The sequence below is a fragment of the Cellulosimicrobium sp. EB106-03-01-XG111 genome, from assembly GCF_058792115.1.
In genome coordinates this window covers 46,401-62,518 of record NZ_JBYTEQ010000019.1, presented here as the reverse complement: position 1 = coordinate 62,518, position 16,118 = coordinate 46,401, and the positions used below count along the sequence as shown (strand labels likewise).

Below are 16,118 nucleotides of genomic sequence, written 5' to 3'. Positions count from 1 at the left end.
GGCCACGATGTCCGAGGTTCCCGTCCGCACGCTCATCAGCCCGCTGCGCTACGTCCAGGCCCGCGGTGCGCTCACCCGCCTCGGCGAGTTCGTCCGGCCGATCGGCACGAAGCCGCTGCTCGTCGCCGACGACGTCGTGTGGGGCATCGTCCAGGACACCGTCGCCGTGTCCTTCCAGGAGCAGGACCTCCCCCGCCACCGCACCGGCTTCGGCACGTACGCGACCGCCGCCGAGGTCGACCGGCTCGCGCGCGAGATCGACGAGCTCGGCGCTGACGTGATCGTCGGCATCGGTGGCGGCTCGACCATCGACGCGGTCAAGGCCGCGGGCCACCTGCGCGGCATCCGCTGGGTCTCCGTGCCGACGGTCGCGTCCACCGACGCCCCGTGCTCCGCGCTGTCCGTCATCTACACCGAGGACGGCGCCTTCGAGGAGTATCGGTTCTTCCCGCACAACCCGGACCTCGTGCTCGTCGACACGGGCCTCGTCGCGAACGCGCCCGTGAAGTTCCTCGTCGCCGGCGTCGGTGACGCGCTCGCGACGTGGATCGAGGCGCGCGCCGTCGCCGAGGCGAACGCGTCGACCATGGCCGGTGGCCTCCCCCTCGTCACGGGCACGGCGCTCGCGCAGCTCTCGTGGGACATCCTCTGGGAGAACGCGCTGCCCGCGATCGACGCGGTGAAGAACCACCTCGTGACGCCCGCGGTCGAGAAGGTCGTCGAGGCGAACACGCTCCTGTCCGGGCTGGGCTTCGAGTCCGGCGGCCTCGCGGCGGCGCACGCCATCCACAACGGCCTCACCGCCGCGCCCCAGACGCACGGGCTCACGCACGGCCAGAAGGTGAACATCGGCTCCGTGACGCAGCTCGTGCTGGAGGGCGCGCCGACCGAGGAGATCGAGGAGTTCGTGCGCTTCACGACGCGCGTCGGCCTGCCGAACACGCTCACCGAGATCGGCCTGACCGCCGACGACGTGCACGACCTCACGCGCGTCGCCGAAGCCGCCACCGCGGAGGGCGAGACGATCCACGCCATGCCGTTCCCCGTGCGCGTGCCCGAGCTCGTGGACGCGCTGCGCTCCATCGAGGGCTTTTCCCGCCGCGTCCGCGCCGAGGCCGGCCTCCCGGAGCCGGTCAAGCACACCGCCCACTGACGGTTCCCCCGTCCCGGGCCCGCCGCCGCCGGAGGGCCCGGGACGGTCGACCAGGCGGTACTGCCCCGCGACCAGGAGCATCTGGCTCGTCCGGCAACCCGGACGCGCCACGATCGCCTGGTCGAGCGACGGGTGACGGGTGACGGGTGTCGGCCGCGAACCGCCGCTACTTCTTGGCGGCCGTCTTCTTGGCGGGGGCCTTCTTCGCGGCCGGCTTGCGGGCCGTGGTGCGCTTCTTCGCCGGGCCCTGCGCGCGCTTCTCCGCGAGGAGCTCGATCGCCTGCTCGGGCGTGATCGACTCGGGCGTGACGTCGCGGGGCAGCGTGCGGTTCGTCTCGCCGTCGGTGACGTACGCGCCGAACCGGCCGTCCTTGACGACGATCGGCTTGCCGCTGTTCGGGTCGTCACCGAGCTCACGCAGCGGCGGCGTCGCGGCACGCTGGCCGCGTCCACGCTTGGGCTGCTTGTACAGCTCGAGCGCCTCGTCGAGGGTGACGGTGAACATCGACTCCTCGTCGGGCAGCGACCGCGAGTCGGTGCCCTTCTTGAGGTACGGGCCGTAGCGGCCGTTCTGCGCCGTGATCTCCTCGCCCGACTCCGGGTCCGTCCCGACGACGCGCGGCAGCGACAGCAGGCGCAGCGCGTCGTCGATCGTGATCGTGTCGAGCGACTGCGTCTTGAGCAGCGACGCCGTGCGCGGCTTGGGCTGCGCGGCCTTCGCCTTCTTCTGCGCGGCGGCCGAGAGGCTCGTGTCGATCGGGGGGAGGTCGAGCACCTCGGTGACGTACGGGCCGTAGCGGCCCGCCTTGGCGATGATCTCGTGGCCGGACACCGGGTCGGTGCCGAGGACCTTGCCGTCGTCGGCACCCGCGGCGAGCAGCTCGCGCGCCTTGGCGACGGTCAGCTCGTCGGGGGCGACGTCGTCGGGCACGGACGCGCGCGGCGGGTTCTCGCCCTCCTTGACGGGGACGGAGAGGTCTTCGACGTAGGGCCCGTACCGCCCGACGCGGAGCTGGATGCCCTCGCCGATCGGCACCGAGTTGATGCCGCGCGCGTCGATGTCGCCGAGGTTCGCGACGAGGTCGCGCAGACCCTCGGCGTCCTCGCCCTTCGCGGCGTCGCCGAAGTAGAACTCGGTGAGCCACGCGACGCGGTCGCGGCGCCCGGCGGCGATCTCGTCGAGGTCGGCCTCCATGCGCGCGGTGAAGTCGTAGTCGACGAGCCGGTCGAAGTGCTCCTCGAGCAGCCGCACGACGGCGAACGCGAGCCAGCTCGGCACGAGCGCCTGCCCGCGCGACAGCACGTACCCACGGTCCTGGATCGTCGAGATCGTCGACGCGTACGTCGACGGCCGCCCGATCCCGAGCTCCTCGAGCGCCTTGACGAGGCTGGCCTCGGTGTACCGCGGCGGCGCGGACGTGGAGTGCCCGTCGGCCGTGAGGTCGTCGGCGCGCAGGGCGTCGCCCTCGCTCATCTGCGGCAGGCGCGCGTCGTCGTCGCCCTTGGCGCCGACGACGGGCGCGTCCTCCGCGTACCGGTCGACGTCCGAGCTCTCCTCGTACGCGGCCAGGAACCCGCGGAACGTGATGACGGTGCCCGACGCGGCGAACACCGCGTCGCGGCCCGCGACGTCGCCCGCAGCGGACGAGAGGGTCGCGCCGAGGCGGACGGACGCCGTCGACCCCTTCGCGTCCGCCATCTGCGACGCGACGGTGCGCTTCCACACGAGCTCGTAGAGCTTGAACTGGTCGTCGCTCAGCTCGCGCTTGACCTGCGCGGGCGTGCGGAACGAGTCGCCCGCGGGCCGGATCGCCTCGTGCGCCTCCTGCGCGCCCTGGTTCTTCGCGGCGTAGACGCGCGGCTTCTCCGGGACGAACTCGGGGCCGTAGAGCTCGGCCGCCTGGCGGCGGGCGGCCGTGGTGGCCTCCGCCGACAGCGACGGCGAGTCCGTACGCATGTAGGTGATGTAGCCGTTCTCGTACAGCGACTGCGCGGTGCGCATGGCCTGGCGCGACGACATGCGCAGCTTGCGGCTGGCCTCCTGCTGGAGGGTCGACGTCGTGAACGGCGCCGCGGGACGGCGCGTGTACGGCTTGGTCTCGAGCGACCGCACGGCGAACGCCGCGTCCGCGAGGCCCGTCACGACGGCGCGCGCCGTCGTCTCGTCGAGGTGCGCGACGCCGTCGCGCGCCGCCGCAGGCTTGAGCTGCCCGCGGTCGTCGAAGTCACGGCCCGAGGCGACGCGCTTGTCGCCGAGCTGCACGAGCCGGGCGCCGAACGCCTTGCCCGCGTCCGGTGCCGAGGCGTCGGCGTGCTCGAAGGTCCCCGTGACGTCCCAGTACTCGGCGGGGACGAACGCCATGCGCTCGCGCTCGCGCTCGACGACGAGGCGCGTCGCGACCGACTGCACGCGGCCGGCCGAGAGCCCCTGGGCGATCTTGCGCCACAGCACCGGCGAGACCTCGTAGCCGTAGAGGCGGTCGAGGATGCGGCGGGTCTCCTGCGCGTCGACGAGGTGCTCGTCGAGGTCGCGCGTGTTCTGGAGCGCCCGCTGGATCGCCTCGCGCGTGATCTCGTGGAAGACCATGCGCTTGACCGGGACCTTGGGCTTGAGCGCCTCCAGGAGGTGCCACGCGATGGCCTCGCCCTCGCGGTCCTCGTCCGTCGCGAGGTAGAGCTCGTCGGCGTCCTTGAGCGCGCGCTTGAGCTCCGCGACCTTCTTCTTCTTGTCCGCGTAGACCTCGTAGTACGGGTCGAAGCCGTGGTCGACGTCGACCGCGAACTTCCCGTACGGGCCCTTCTTCATGTCCGCGGGCAGCTCGGACGGCTGCGGCAGGTCGCGGATGTGCCCGACGCTCGCCTCGACCTCGTAGTCGTCGCCGAGGTAGCCCTGGATCTTGCGAGCCTTGGCGGGCGACTCGACGATCACGAGCTTGCGTGGCATCCGATCCTGCTTTCGTCCGTGCGTACGTGTCCGTGGCGGGCGCTCCCTGCCCGACGGCGGCGGGGCCCCGCCGGGGCCCGGCGACCCGGGACGACCCTCCGGTCGCCCGCCGTGGCAGCCTACGACGTTACTCCCGTCGCGCCAGCCGCACGCACCCTACCCCCGAACGGGACGCGGGTCGGGGCGGGCTGTGGACTGACGGACCAGGAGCAGCACCGCGAACGCCGCGGCCGTCACCGCCAGCACCCCCGCGACGCCGCCCGCGTAGGCCGTCACCTCCTGGGCCGCCGTCGTGCCCCAGGTCGCGGGCGTCGCACGCAGCGCGAGCAGCGCTCCGACGCCCGCCGCGGCCGCGCCGAGCAGGAGGAGCACCGCCGTGACGGTCGAGCCGGGCGTGGGCCCGGCGCCCGGGTCGAGCGCCGAGCGCGGCGTGAAGACGCACACGAGCGCGGCCCACGCGAGGACCACGAGGACCGCGGCGACGACGTCGCTCGGGCGGTGCCACTGGCCGACCAGGGTCGAGATCCCCGTGGCGGCGGTGTACGCACCACCGAGGACGGCGACGAGCGGCCGCGCCCCGCGCGGCACGACGAGCAGCAGGGCGGCCGCCACCGACCCCGCGACGGTGGTGTGGCCGCTGGGCAGCGAGTTCTCCCAGTGCCAGCCGCCGATGAGCTCCTCGCGACCGAGGAGCGAGTGCTTCACGAGCTGCGTCGTGACGTTCGCGCCGACGACGAGGAACGCGACCTGCACCGCGAGGCCCCAGCGGCGGCGCAGCAGCGCGATGCCCATCGCGGCGCCGAGACCGCCCACGACGAACGCGACCGAGACCGTGTCGAGCACCGGCTCGGCGACCGCCCACAGCTCCCCCTGGCCGGTCACGGCGCCGTCGAACGCCGCCCGCTCGAGCATCTGCCCGGCGAACGTGTCGACGAAGAACCGCCACACGAGCCACGCCCCCGCGACCGCGAGCAGCGCGACGACGCCCGCGACCACGCGCGAGCCCGTGCTCGGCCCGCCGGGCCCCGGGACGGCGTGCGCGTGCGGCGCCCTGCGCGGCGCCGGGGCGGGGGGAGCGCCCGCGGCCTGCGGGACGGGCGGGTACGGGGTCCCGGCGGAGGGCGCTGCGGGGAGGCCTGCGGCGGGGCCCGCTGGGGGCACTGCGGCGGGCGGCGGCGCGGCCGCCGGTCCGGGCGTGGGCGGCATCGGCTGCGTCGCCGGGAGCGGCCGCGTACCCGCCCCGCCGCTGGTCGGCAGCGGCCGGGTCGGGGCGTGGTCGGAAGGCATCCCACCACCGTAGAGGACGCGTGTGCGCATTCGGGGAAGACGGCGGGAAGAGCTCCGGGCGCTGCCTCGGACCGGTCCGGGCGCGTGGTCCGGACGCCCCGGTCGACGGTCCCGGTCGACGGTCCCGGACGGCGCGCCGCGGGCCGCCAGTAGGGTGACGCCATGACCGACGCCTCCCCCGCGCCGAGCGCCGACGCCGACGGCGGCGCGAGCGGCCCCGCGTCCTCCCCCGGTCCGCGGCCCCGGCGCCCGCGCCCCGGGACGGCGGAGCGCAGGGAGGAGATCCTCCGCGCGGCGACGCGCGTCTTCGGGTCCCGGGGCTACCACCAGGGCTCGCTCGCGGAGGTCGCCGAGCAGGTGGGGATCACGCACGCCGGGGTGCTGCACCACTTCGGCTCGAAGGAGCGCCTCCTCACCGAGGTCCTCGCGGCCCGCGACCGCGACGGCGTCGCACACCTCGAGGGGCAGCACATGCCGGCCGGGCTCGACCTGCTCCGGCACCTCGTCGCGACCGCGGCGGCCAACACCGAGCGCCCGGGGATCGTGCAGACCTACACGGTCCTCACCGGGGAGGCCGTCACGGACGACCACCCGGCGCGCGCGTGGGTCACCGCGCGCTTCGCCGGGCTGCGCGCCGACGTCGCCGGCGCGCTCCGCGAGGTCGTCGAGGAGCGGCGGGCCGCGGGCGACGAGACGGCCGCCGTGCCCGACGACCGCGCGCTCGACCTCGCCGCGTCGACGATCATCGCCGCGATGGACGGCCTCCAGACCCAGTGGCTGCTCGACCCCGACGCCGTCGACCTCGCGGAGGCGACCGCGTTCGCGATCGAGGCCGTCCTCGCCGCGACCCTGGCGGGCGCCCGGCGGCCCCGCCCGCTCGCCTGACGCGCTACGGCGCCACGCTCTCCGGCACGGCCTCCGGCAGGGTCTCGGGCACCGCCTCGACCGCGCGCTCGGCGCCGCCCTCCGACGGCGTCGCGTCGCCCACCGACGGGGAGGCCTCGCCCACCGACGGCGCGGCGTCGCCCTCCCGGCGGCCCTCGCGGTACGCGGCGATGGACAGCGTCCGCAGGCGCGACGACCGGCCGGTCGGGTTGTCCACGAACCCGACGGCCGAGATGTACGGCTCGATGACGTGGATCTTCTGCAGCGGCGTGACGATGAGGAGCTGCAGCCCGAGTCGCCGGAACAGCTCGAGGGCGAAGCGCGTCGACTCGTCCGACCCCCGGCCGAACGCCTCGTCGATGACGACGAACCGGAACGCCGTCGAGCGCACCGCTCCCCAGTCGAGCTTGAACTGGTAGGCGAGCGACGCCGCGAGCACCGTGTAGGCGAGCTTCTCCTTCTGGCCGCCGGACTTGCCGCCGGAGTCGGAGTAGTGCTCGTGCTCGGAGTCGTCGGCGCGGGAACGCTCGGACGCGGAGAGCACGAACCAGTTGCGGACGTCGGTCACGCGGCGGCGCCACGCCTCGTCGAGGTCCGTCATGCCCTCCCGGCCGCGGAACCGCTCGACGAGCGCCTTGACCCGCAGGAACCGGTCCTCCGAGTACGACAGCGCGCCGTCGGCGAGCGACCCGTCGCCCTCGGCGAGGGCGCGGTCGTCCTCGGCGAGGATCCCGTCGCCGTCGGTGCACGCGCGCAGGTCCTGCTGGAACTCGCGCACCTCGAGGTTGGGCGTGCGCGACATCTCCAGGCGGATGTACCGGCCCGGGTTGTAGTCGATCGCGCGGAGCGAGTCGTTGATCGTGTCGATCCGGTCGCGGATGACGTCGGCCTGCTTGGCGAGCTCGGCCGCGAAGCCCGCGATGTCGCGGATCGCGTTGGTGTTGAGGTACGCCTTGAAGTCGGCCTCGAACCGCGGGAGGTCGTCGCGCACGAGCCGGTCGTGGATCTCGCGGTAGCCGTCGGCCGACCGCACGTCCGCGTCGAGCTCCGCGGTCTCGACGGGGTACGCGGACCGGAACGAGGCCATCTGGCCCGCGATCCGGGTCCCGAGGTCCGCGCGCTCGCGCTGCGCCTGCTCGGCCTCGGCGGTGAGCCGCGAGCGCACCGCGTTCTCGACGGCGTCGAGGTCGGCCGCGCGCGTCGGGCCGTCGGCCCCGCCGTCCGGGCCCGCGCCACCGGACCCCGCGAGCTCCCGGTCGAACTCCGCGGCGAGGGCCGCCGTCGTCTCCGCGTCGAGCGTCTCGCCCGCGCCGTCGAGCACGGCGCGGGCCCGCTCGCGCGCCGTCCGCGCCTCGTCGAGCGCGTGCCGGTCGGCGCCGAGCGTCGCGACGACGCGGTCGCGCTCCGCCTCGAGCTCCGCCTGACGGCGCGCGTTGTCGTCGAGGAGCGCCGCGAGGCGGCCGAGCTCGTCGCTCGCCTGCTCGAGCCGCCGCTTCTCCTCGGCGAGCTCGGCGATGCGCGCCGTCTCGGCGCCGCGGTCGAGCTCGTCCCAGTCGCGGTAGACGTCGAGCCGCCCGAGCGCGGCGGAGCGGGCCTGGAGGGCCTCGCGCGCGGCGGCCGCGTCGTCCCGACGCCGTGCCAGCGCGTCGCGACGCGCCGTGACCTCGGCGGCCTGCTCGAGCAGCGCGTCGATCTTCGCCTGCGTCGACCAGCCCAGCACGTAGCCCCGGCGGTCGTCGACCGCGCGCGTGTCGTTCTTCTCGTGGTGGTCCGGCGAGTGCTTGACCTGCCCGGCGCGCGTGATCGCGCGCGGGAGGCGGCGGAACGCGTCGAGGTCCGGAGCGCACGCATGGTCGGCCCGGCGCTCGAGCTCGGCCTCGACCCAGGCCGTGAGGGTCGGCGCGTCGTCGAGACGGCGCACGTCGAGCAGGTCGGCGAGGAGCGGCACGCCGTCCTCGCGCGGCGCGGGACGGGCGGCCGGGACGCGCTCGGGCACCCGGTGGTAGACGAGCCGCAGCCCGAGGTGCTCGCGGTCGACCCACGCGGACACCGCGTCGTAGTGCGCCGCCGGCACGAGGAGCGAGAGCGCGAAGCCGCGCAGCACGCGCTCGGCCGCGCCCTCCCAGTCGGCGTGCTCGGGGCGGACGGCGAGCAGCTCGCCCACGAACGGGACGTCGCCCGGCGCGAGCCCGACGCCGGCGCACAGCCGGTCCCGGACCTCCAGGTGGGTGCGCGGCAGGTTGGACCGGCGGTCGGCGAGGCTCGCGAGCTCGGCCTTGACGTCGGCCGTCTCCTGCTCGACGGCGCGGACCTGCGCCGCGACCTCGCTCGCGTGCTCCTCCGCCCGGGCGAGGTCGTCGCGCACGCGCACGGCGGCGTCGTCGGCCTCGCGACGGAGCGCGGCGAACGCCTCGGCGTCGACGAGCGCGGCGGCCACGCGTGCCGCGTCCCCGTCGGCGCGCGTCCCGCTCGCCTCGGCGCCCTGCGCGGCGCCGAGCGTCAGACCGGCCGCCGCCGCGTACCCGGCGAGCTGGGCGACGCGGCGCTCGCGCGCGGCGCGCTCGACCTCGCGGCGCGCGACCTCGCCCTCGATCGCGGCGAGCCGGTCGCCGCCGTGGCCCGCGCGCTCCAGCTCGAGCCGCTGCCGCTCGGCCCCGAGCAGCCCGAGCTCGTCCACGACCCGGCGACGGCGGGCCTCGCCGTCGGCCACGCGCTCGTCGAGGGCGCCGGTGAGCCCGTCGAGGTCCGCCACGCGGCGCGACGCGGTGAACGCGCGCAGGGCGTCGCGGCGCGCGACGAGGGCGTCGGCCCGCTCCCCCAGCGCGTCGTGCGCGTCGCAGTCCGCCAGCAGGGGCGCGAGCCGCTCGATCTGGGCGGTGGCCCGCACGACGGCGTCGTGGGCGCTCGTCAGGTCGTCGAAGTGGGCGACGAGCCGGTCGGTCCAGCGGTCGGCGTCGAACGGCTCGAGCATGTGCTCGCGCACGAACTCGCCGAGGTCGCCGACCGACTTCATCGACACCGTCTGGTGGAACAGGTCCATGGCCTGCTCCGACGGGATGCCGAGCAGGCGGCGGAAGTCGCGCCCGTAGTCGGGGAAGTGGTCGCGCACCTGCGCGCCGGACTCGCGCAGGCGGCGGCGCAGCGCCGCGACGTCACCGCCGAAGCCCGCGAAGTCCTCGGTGATCGTCAGCGGGCGGTCCGCCGTGACGAAGAAGCGGTCCGGCTGGCCCGCCTGGCCCGGGGCGAGCCAGAACACCTGCGCGAGCGTGACCTCCTGGTCGAACCCGCGGTTGGAGAACCTCCCCAGCACCACCGAGTACGTGCCGCGCTCGCGCAAGCCCACGTGGCGCGTCGTGCCCGTCGCCTCGTCGCGCTCCGACTTGTAGTGCCCCGCGACGTACGACCGCAGCGAGCGCTCGCGCGCGCCCGCCCCGGCCGCCTTGTTGTACGAGATCCGGTGCGACGGCACGAGCAGCGTCGTGACCGCGTCGACGATGGTCGACTTGCCCGAGCCGATGTCGCCCGTGAGGAGGGCGTTGCGCCCGTCGAGGTCGAACGCCCACACCCGCTGGTCGAACGTGCCCCAGTTGAGCACCTCGAGGCGCTCGAGCCGGAACCCGGCGCGCGCGTCGAGGTCGGCCGCCGGGTCGTGCAGCTCGACCGCGCTGAACAGGCCCTCCATCACGCCACCGTCCTCGTCGTCGTGCCCGCCGTGCCCGTCGCCAGGCCTGTCCCCGCGCCGGCCCCGGCGCGCGCCCCCGACCCCGGGCCGCCGCCGTCCGCGGCGAGCTCCAGGTACTGCGCGAGGCGCGCGTCGAAGTCCGCGAGCCACTGCGCGTCGACGAACGCCTTGAGGATGCGGCGCACCTCGTACCGCCGGGCCTCCCCGTCGGCCGGGTCGCCGGGGTCCCCCGACACGGCGGCGTCGGGGCCGTCCGGGTCCGGGCGGCCCGCCGGGCGCAGGAAGCCGAGCTCCACGACCCGCCGGACGAGCGCGTCGACCCGGTCCACGAGCCGCGCCTCGTTCGCCGCGGCGCCCGCGTCCTGGGTGAGGAAGACCCGCAGCAGGTCGACGATCTCCGAGCGCGTGAGCACGAGGCGCGTCTCGCCACCCTCCGAGTCCGCCTGCGCGAGCCGCTTGCGCAGGAGGGCGAGCAGCAGGCTGACGTCGAACGGCAGCTCGCGGCGCGGGATCAGGCGCGGCACGCGCTCGTCGCGCTCGTGCTCCGGCTGCGAGCGCAGGTAGGCGTAGCCGTCGCCCTCGTCGACGACGACCTGCAGCCCGAGCATCGCGACGGCGTCGCGCACCTGCGCCTCGCGCGCGAGCAGGTCGCGCCACAGCGCCTCGCCGGACTCGCGGTAGACGACGCCCTTGAGCAGCGACGTCACGACGACGGACAGCTCCGGGTCGCGCGCGGTGCGGGTCGTGCTCACGGGGTCTCCTCCGGGCTCGGGTCGGGGACGGCGTCGGGTCGTGCGTCGGGTCGTGCGACGAGTGCGGCGGGGGGCCCGCCGGGCGGGGAGCCGCTCGTCCGCCGCGCGTACGTGACGCGGGGCAGGCGCGCGACGCGGACCACCGGGTCCGGCGCGCCGTCCTCGGCGACGGGCCCCGCCGGGGCCTCGCCCTCCCAGCGCACCTCGTCGGTGCGCTCGTCGTCGTGCACGACGACGAACCGCGGGTCCTCGAGCGACAGGTACGTCACGAGCTCGGCCAGCCCGTGCTCGAGCGGCGCGTCGGCGAGCAGGTCCGCGAGCGCGACCTCCCCCGGGCCCCCGGGCCGCGAGAGCGTCGCGCGGACCGTGCGCGCGAGGCGCTCGGGGTCGACGTGCACCTGGTCGTAGAGCGCGTCGACCTCGAAGTCGTCGTCGCCGACCTCGACGTGGTCGGAGTCGAGGCGCGCCGTGGGACGCGGCGTGAAGAGCGGCCGCTCCGTCGGCAGCACGACCTCGGGCGCGACGGCGTCGACCGGCATCCCCGGCGGGGCACCGGCGCGCCCCGCCGCGCGGGCGACGTCGCGCGCGGCGAGCGCCTTCGCCTCGACGCCGCGCAGGATGTCCATGACCCGCCGGTTCTCGAGCCACACCTGGTCGTCGAGGAAGCGGCGAAGCTGCTCGGAGAGGGTCCGCACGGTCGCCTGCGTGCGCTCGCCGGCGTCAAGCCAGTCGTAGTGGACGCGGCGCAGGCGGCGGTGCTCCTGCTCCCGGGCCGCGGCCTGCGCGGCGGCGGCGTCCACGACCGGGCCGCGCGTCCCGGGTGCCGGGCGGACGACGTCGGGCGCGATCGCGTCGAGGGACTGGACGCGGTCGACGAGCGCGGCGAACTCCTCCTGACGGCGCCGGTCGAGGAGGAAGTCGTAGAACGCGTGGAACGACCGCCCCTGGTCCGACTCCGCGATGGCCGTGCGCGACCGCACCACCTCCTCGAGCAGCTCGCCCTTCGCGCCGTCCCAGCCGGTGATGCGCTCGCGCAGCTCCCGGTCGAGGGAGCGGAAGTTCGCCTCGACCTCGCGGAAGTCGGAGAGCAGGTCGGCCGCCGTCTGGGTGAGCTGCTGGTAGCGGTCGCGCTGCGCCGCCGCGTCGAGGACCGCGACGCGCCCGGCGCGCACCTGGGCGATCTCGTCGTCGATCGCGGCGCGGCGCTCCTCGAGCTCGCGCAGGCGCTCCGCCGGGTCGGTCTGCGTGCCGACGGCGAGCTGGCGCAGCAGCTCGAAGACGGTGTTGAGCCGGGACTCGGTGCCGACGAACCCGCGCCCGCGCAGCGACGCGACCCAGCGCACGGCCTGCTCGACGGCGGGCGTCGCGTCGTAGTGCGGCTCGGCCGAGCCGGGCGGGTACCAGGCGCGCAGCCAGCCCTGGTCCGGGTGCGTCCAGTGGTCCACGTAGGCCTGCGGGGCGCGCGGGTACCGCGGCTCCGTCCCGGAGGCCCGCGCGGCCCGGCCGTCGACCGCCCACAGGTGGTCGTCGAGGCGCGCGACGAGCTCGCTCTCCGGGATGGCGCGCACGTTGTCCTCGACGAACAGGGTGCCGAGGAACGAGAGCACGAGCGGCGCGGTGTCCGCGCGCAGGAGCCGCCACGCCGCGCTCGACCGTCGCAGGGAGTCGACGTCGTCGTGCTGCACGCAGGTCCTCTCGGGCGGGGTGGGTCGGTGCCCGGCGGCGGCCGGGGCGCGCCACACGCGGGGGCGCCCCCAGATCTTAGGGCGGACCGCCCCCACCGCCCCCACGACCCACCGCGGGGCCGCCCTCCCGACGTGCTCGGCGGGCGTCCGACCGGGCGGCCCGGGACCACCCGAGAAGCGCCCCGGATCCGGGACCATGGTCCCTGTCGGGGCCGCCGCGCGCGTTCGTACGCTGGGTGCGGCGCCGGGCCGGCAGCGCGCCCACCCTGCCGGCCGGCGCCACCTTCTGCCCGCCCGCCGGACCGATCCGGCGGGGCCCCGCGGACCCGAGGACCGCCCGTGACCGGAACGACCACCGCGCTCGCGGACGACGCCCGCTCGGCCGGCCCGACGGCGTCGGGCACCACGCCGGACGCGGGCTTCGACCCCTTCGCCCGGCCCACCGGCTGGACCCACTCCCGCTCCGTGCTGTTCGGCGAGATGCTCCTGTTCGGGCTGCTGAGCCTCACCGCGGCGTTCGTGCTGTCGTACGACGCGGTCCTCCTCGCGGCGAACCCCGGCGCGGTGCTGTCGTGCGACGTCAACACCGTGCTGTCGTGCGGGACGGTCGCGCAGTCGTGGCAGGCGCAGGTGTTCGGCTTCCCCAACGCGTTCCTCGGGCTGATCGCCGAGCCGATCGTCATCACGACGGCGGTCGCGGCGCTCGGCGGGACCCGCTTCCCGCGGTGGTTCCTCTTCGCCGCGCAGTGCGTGTACCTGCTCGGGGTCGTGTTCGCGTACTGGCTCTTCTACCAGTCGATGTTCGTCATCGGCGCGCTGTGCCCGTGGTGCCTGCTCATCACGGTCTCCACGACGCTCGTGTTCGCGTCGCTCCTCCACTGGAACGTCCTGGAGGACAACCTGTACCTGCCGCGCGGCGCCCAGGCGCGGCTGCTCGGGTTCGTGCGGTCGGGCGCGTACGGCTACCTCGTCGCGGCGTGGCTCGTGGTCCTCGCCGTCCTCGTGGTGCTCAAGTACGGTCCGGCGCTGCTGGCCTGACGGCCCACGCGGCCGAGCACGAGGCTGCTCCCGGGAAGCAGACGGGAACGACGGCAGCCTCGTGCTCGGCGCGCGGTGGGCGGGTCAGGGCGTCGTCGCCCCCAGCGTGTAGGCGCCCGAGCCGGAGTACGCCTGGACGACGAACCGGTAGTAGCCCGCGGCCCCGGAGTAGGAGACCGACTCGTTCGCGCCGGGGGACGTCGACTGCGCGACCGTCGCCCACGTCGACCCGTTCCAGCGCTGGAGGTAGAGGTCGAAGTCGGCGCCGCTCGGGCCGCTCACGCACGCGCGGTGCGTCCCGGCGGCCCCGGCCGTGTAGTACGACCCGTTCGGCTGGACGGCCGTCGTGCCCGCGGCGAGCGACCCGGTGTACGTGCGGGCGTAGCCGCTGCAGCCCGTCGGCGGCTGCGGCGTGCCGCCCCCGCCGTCGCTCGTGACGAGCGTCAGGCCGTACGCCGAGAGGATCTCGCCCACCGGCTGGAAGTACGTCGTCCCGCCGGAGCTGCAGTTCCCGGACCCGCCGGACGTGACGCCCTGCGCCTGGTTGCCCGCGAGGAGCGAGCCGCCGGAGTCGCCGGGCTCGGCGCACACCGTCGTGCGGATGAGCCCGGTGACCGTGCCCTGCGGGTAGGTGACGGACGCGTTGTACGCCTGGACGGTGCCGCAGTGCCAGCCCGTGGTCGAGCCCGACCGGCAGACGGACGCCCCGACCGGCGCCTGCGTCGCGCCCGCGACCGCGACGCGGCCGCCCGCGTAGTTGTTCACCGCGCCGACGGGCGTGTTGCCCGCGTCGACCTGGACCCACGCGTAGTCGTTGCCCGGGAAGCTCGACCCGCGGAACGTGCCCGCCGGCCCGGACGTGCGCGCGCCCGTCGAGCCGCAGTGCCCGGCGGTGACGAACCCGCCCTGGACCGCGAACCCGACGGAGCACCGGCTGCCGCCGCCGATCGTGTACGCGTTGCCGCCCACGACGTCGATCAGCGGCTGCGGGGACTCCGTCGTCTCCTCGTACGCGACCGCGTCGGCGGGCACGCCCGCGGCGGCGACCTGGGCGGCGACGTCGGCCTGGCCGCCCTCGCGCACCGCGACGACGACGCGGTTGCGCGTCACGTCGACGTACCAGCCCGGCAGCGCCGCCGGGTCGTCGGCGAGCGCGCCGTCGAGCGTCGCGCGCCACGTCTCGAGGTCGGCCAGCGTGTGGTCGACGTCGACCGCGGTGGCGCCCTCGGCGCGGACCGTGCGCGCGTCGGCGGCGTCGGTGACGCCGACGTAGAGGACGTTCGCGGCGTCGTCGACCCAGGCGCCCGCGTAGTCGGCGCCGAGGCGCCGCTCGAGCGCGGCCTCGGTGCCCGCCGCGTCGGACTGGAAGGCGAGGCGCGTCCGTGCGTCCCGCGCGCTGAGGCCCAGGTCGCGCTCCAGCGCGCGCTCCAGGCCGGGGGCCGTCTTGGGGACCGCGCGCACCGTCGCGCGCTGGTCGTCGGGTGCGGGCGTGGCGGCGACGGCGTGCGTCGCGGCCCCGCCCGCCAGGAGCGTCGCCGCGGCGGTGACCGCGGCGAGCCTCCTGCGGAGTGGTCGTGTCATGTCGTCCATTCCCTTCGCCGGGCCCGGGTGGCCCGGTCGAGGCCACGCTAGGGACGCGTCCAGGGCACGCCCAGATCACGATCAGGTCATACGCGGGCGCTATGTGCGGGGTCGCCCCTACGCGGTCTCCACCGGGTGCTCGGCGCGCCACCGCCGGTAGCGGGGCGAGCGCTGCACGGCGTCGCGGTGCGCGCCCGTCGCGGCCCGCAGGACCGCGTCGACCGGGAGGCGGTCGACGGCGTCGCGCCGCCACCCCACGTGGTGCGTCCAGCGCAGCGGGGCGCCGTCGAGCGCGACGGTCCGCACGCCCGGGGCGTCGAGGAGCACCGGCTGGACGAGCGCGACCGCGTGCCCGCCGCGCACCTGGTCGATGCACGACGTGCGGTCCGACTCCCCCATGGCGCGCGGCGTGAAGCCCGCCCGCGCGCACGCTCCGACGAAGCAGCGCTCGAAGCACCCGCTGCCCGGGGCCGTGAGCCACAGCGCGTCCGCGAGCTCCTCCAGGCCGACGGCGTCGCGCGCCGCGACGGGGTGGTACTCGTCGACGAGCACGAACACCGGGTCGGTGGACACCGCCGTCCACACCAGGCCCCCGGTCGCGGGCGGGGACGCGTCACCGCACATGCCGACGAGCGCGACGTCGAGCGTGCCGCTCGCGAGCCGGTCCGCGGTCTCCTCGACCGACCACGACGTTGCCGTCGTGACGAGCAGGTCGTCGACCCCCAGCGCACCGGGCAGCGCGGTGTGCAGCCGGCTCGCGAACAGCCCGCCGATCGCGGAGCTCACCGTCCCCACGTGGACCCGGCCGACCGTGCCGTGCTCGCTCGTGAGCCGCCGGGCGTCGTCGACCAGGGCGGACATCGCGGGCAGCACGACGCGCGCGTGCCGCAGCACGAGCTCGCCGAGCTCCGTGGGGCGCGCGCCCTGGCGGTCGCGCGTGAAGACGCACCCGCCGAGCGTGCGGTCGATCCGGTTGAGCTGGGCCGTGAGGGCGGGCTGCGCGAGGCCGAGCGACGCCGCCGCCTTGGTCACGCTGCCCGTCTCGGCCACCGTCACGATCATGCGCAGGTGCCGCACCTCGAGGTCCATGCCGCCCCAACGTATCGGTGCG

Annotated in this window: 10 protein-coding genes; 3 read left to right on the top strand and 7 right to left on the bottom strand. The window is 75.7% G+C overall.

Translation table 11 applies throughout. The features are described 5' to 3' along the window. Window positions 1-7: 7 nt before the first annotated feature. Complete coding sequence (locus tag AC3WT4_RS15150; protein ID WP_108051018.1) at window positions 8-1,153, top strand: glycerol dehydrogenase; 1,146 nt, start codon at window positions 8-10, stop codon at window positions 1,151-1,153. A gap of 166 nt (window positions 1,154-1,319) precedes the next feature. Here AC3WT4_RS15150 and topA read toward each other — a convergent pair whose 3' ends face one another. Next, complete coding sequence (gene topA / locus AC3WT4_RS15145) at window positions 1,320-4,097, bottom strand: type I DNA topoisomerase (RefSeq protein ID WP_074810313.1); 2,778 nt, start codon at window positions 4,095-4,097, stop codon at window positions 1,320-1,322. 156 nt (window positions 4,098-4,253) lie between these two features. Continuing rightward, window positions 4,254-5,384, bottom strand: coding sequence for a phosphatase PAP2 family protein (locus tag AC3WT4_RS15140; protein ID WP_492315817.1), 1,131 nt, complete (start codon window positions 5,382-5,384; stop codon window positions 4,254-4,256). Between the two features lie 162 nt (window positions 5,385-5,546). Between AC3WT4_RS15140 and AC3WT4_RS15135 the strand changes: the two genes are divergently transcribed. Continuing rightward, window positions 5,547-6,269: a TetR/AcrR family transcriptional regulator gene (locus AC3WT4_RS15135; protein WP_492315816.1), complete on the top strand. Its 723-nt coding sequence runs from the start codon at window positions 5,547-5,549 to the stop codon at window positions 6,267-6,269. 4 nt (window positions 6,270-6,273) lie between these two features. Here the strand turns inward: AC3WT4_RS15135 and AC3WT4_RS15130 are convergent, their stop codons facing one another. The 3 genes from AC3WT4_RS15130 to AC3WT4_RS15120 are packed head-to-tail and all read right to left on the bottom strand — an operon-like array spanning window position 6,274 to window position 12,388. Continuing rightward, complete coding sequence (locus AC3WT4_RS15130; protein ID WP_492315848.1) at window positions 6,274-9,951, bottom strand: ATP-binding protein; 3,678 nt, start codon at window positions 9,949-9,951, stop codon at window positions 6,274-6,276. Continuing rightward, window positions 9,951-10,703, bottom strand: a complete 753-nt coding sequence (locus AC3WT4_RS15125; RefSeq protein ID WP_257419149.1) for a DUF4194 domain-containing protein — start codon at window positions 10,701-10,703, stop codon at window positions 9,951-9,953. Before AC3WT4_RS15125 ends, AC3WT4_RS15130 begins: the two co-directional genes overlap by 1 nt. Continuing rightward, window positions 10,700-12,388, bottom strand: a complete 1,689-nt coding sequence (locus AC3WT4_RS15120) for a DUF3375 domain-containing protein (protein ID WP_257419150.1) — start codon at window positions 12,386-12,388, stop codon at window positions 10,700-10,702. Before AC3WT4_RS15120 ends, AC3WT4_RS15125 begins: the two co-directional genes overlap by 4 nt. A 339-nt stretch (window positions 12,389-12,727) precedes the next feature. Here AC3WT4_RS15120 and AC3WT4_RS15115 point away from each other — a divergent pair, with 339 nt between their 5' ends. After that, a complete protein-coding gene (locus AC3WT4_RS15115) occupies window positions 12,728-13,426 on the top strand; it encodes a vitamin K epoxide reductase family protein (protein WP_257419151.1) in 699 nt (232 codons plus the stop codon). Between the two features lie 84 nt (window positions 13,427-13,510). Here the strand turns inward: AC3WT4_RS15115 and AC3WT4_RS15110 are convergent, their stop codons facing one another. Both AC3WT4_RS15110 and AC3WT4_RS15105 read right to left on the bottom strand, forming a co-directional pair. After that, the gene (locus tag AC3WT4_RS15110; RefSeq protein WP_257419152.1) at window positions 13,511-15,007 is read right to left on the bottom strand and encodes a S1 family peptidase; all 1,497 of its coding nucleotides are present in this window, start codon (window positions 15,005-15,007) and stop codon (window positions 13,511-13,513) included. Window positions 15,008-15,124: 117 nt separating this feature from the next. Further along, the gene (locus AC3WT4_RS15105) at window positions 15,125-16,096 is read right to left on the bottom strand and encodes a LysR family transcriptional regulator (protein ID WP_257419153.1); all 972 of its coding nucleotides are present in this window, start codon (window positions 16,094-16,096) and stop codon (window positions 15,125-15,127) included. Between the last annotated feature and the right edge of the window lie 22 nt (window positions 16,097-16,118).

Coding starts and splice junctions, on each gene's coding strand:
- AC3WT4_RS15150 (WP_108051018.1), top strand. CDS start 8: ATGTCCGAGGTTCCCGTCCGCACGCTCATCAGCCCGCTGCGCTACGTC.
- topA (WP_074810313.1), bottom strand. CDS start 4,097: ATGCCACGCAAGCTCGTGATCGTCGAGTCGCCCGCCAAGGCTCGCAAG.
- AC3WT4_RS15140 (WP_492315817.1), bottom strand. CDS start 5,384: ATGCCTTCCGACCACGCCCCGACCCGGCCGCTGCCGACCAGCGGCGGG.
- AC3WT4_RS15135 (WP_492315816.1), top strand. CDS start 5,547: ATGACCGACGCCTCCCCCGCGCCGAGCGCCGACGCCGACGGCGGCGCG.
- AC3WT4_RS15130 (WP_492315848.1), bottom strand. CDS start 9,951: ATGGAGGGCCTGTTCAGCGCGGTCGAGCTGCACGACCCGGCGGCCGAC.
- AC3WT4_RS15110 (WP_257419152.1), bottom strand. CDS start 15,007: ATGACACGACCACTCCGCAGGAGGCTCGCCGCGGTCACCGCCGCGGCG.
- AC3WT4_RS15105 (WP_257419153.1), bottom strand. CDS start 16,096: ATGGACCTCGAGGTGCGGCACCTGCGCATGATCGTGACGGTGGCCGAG.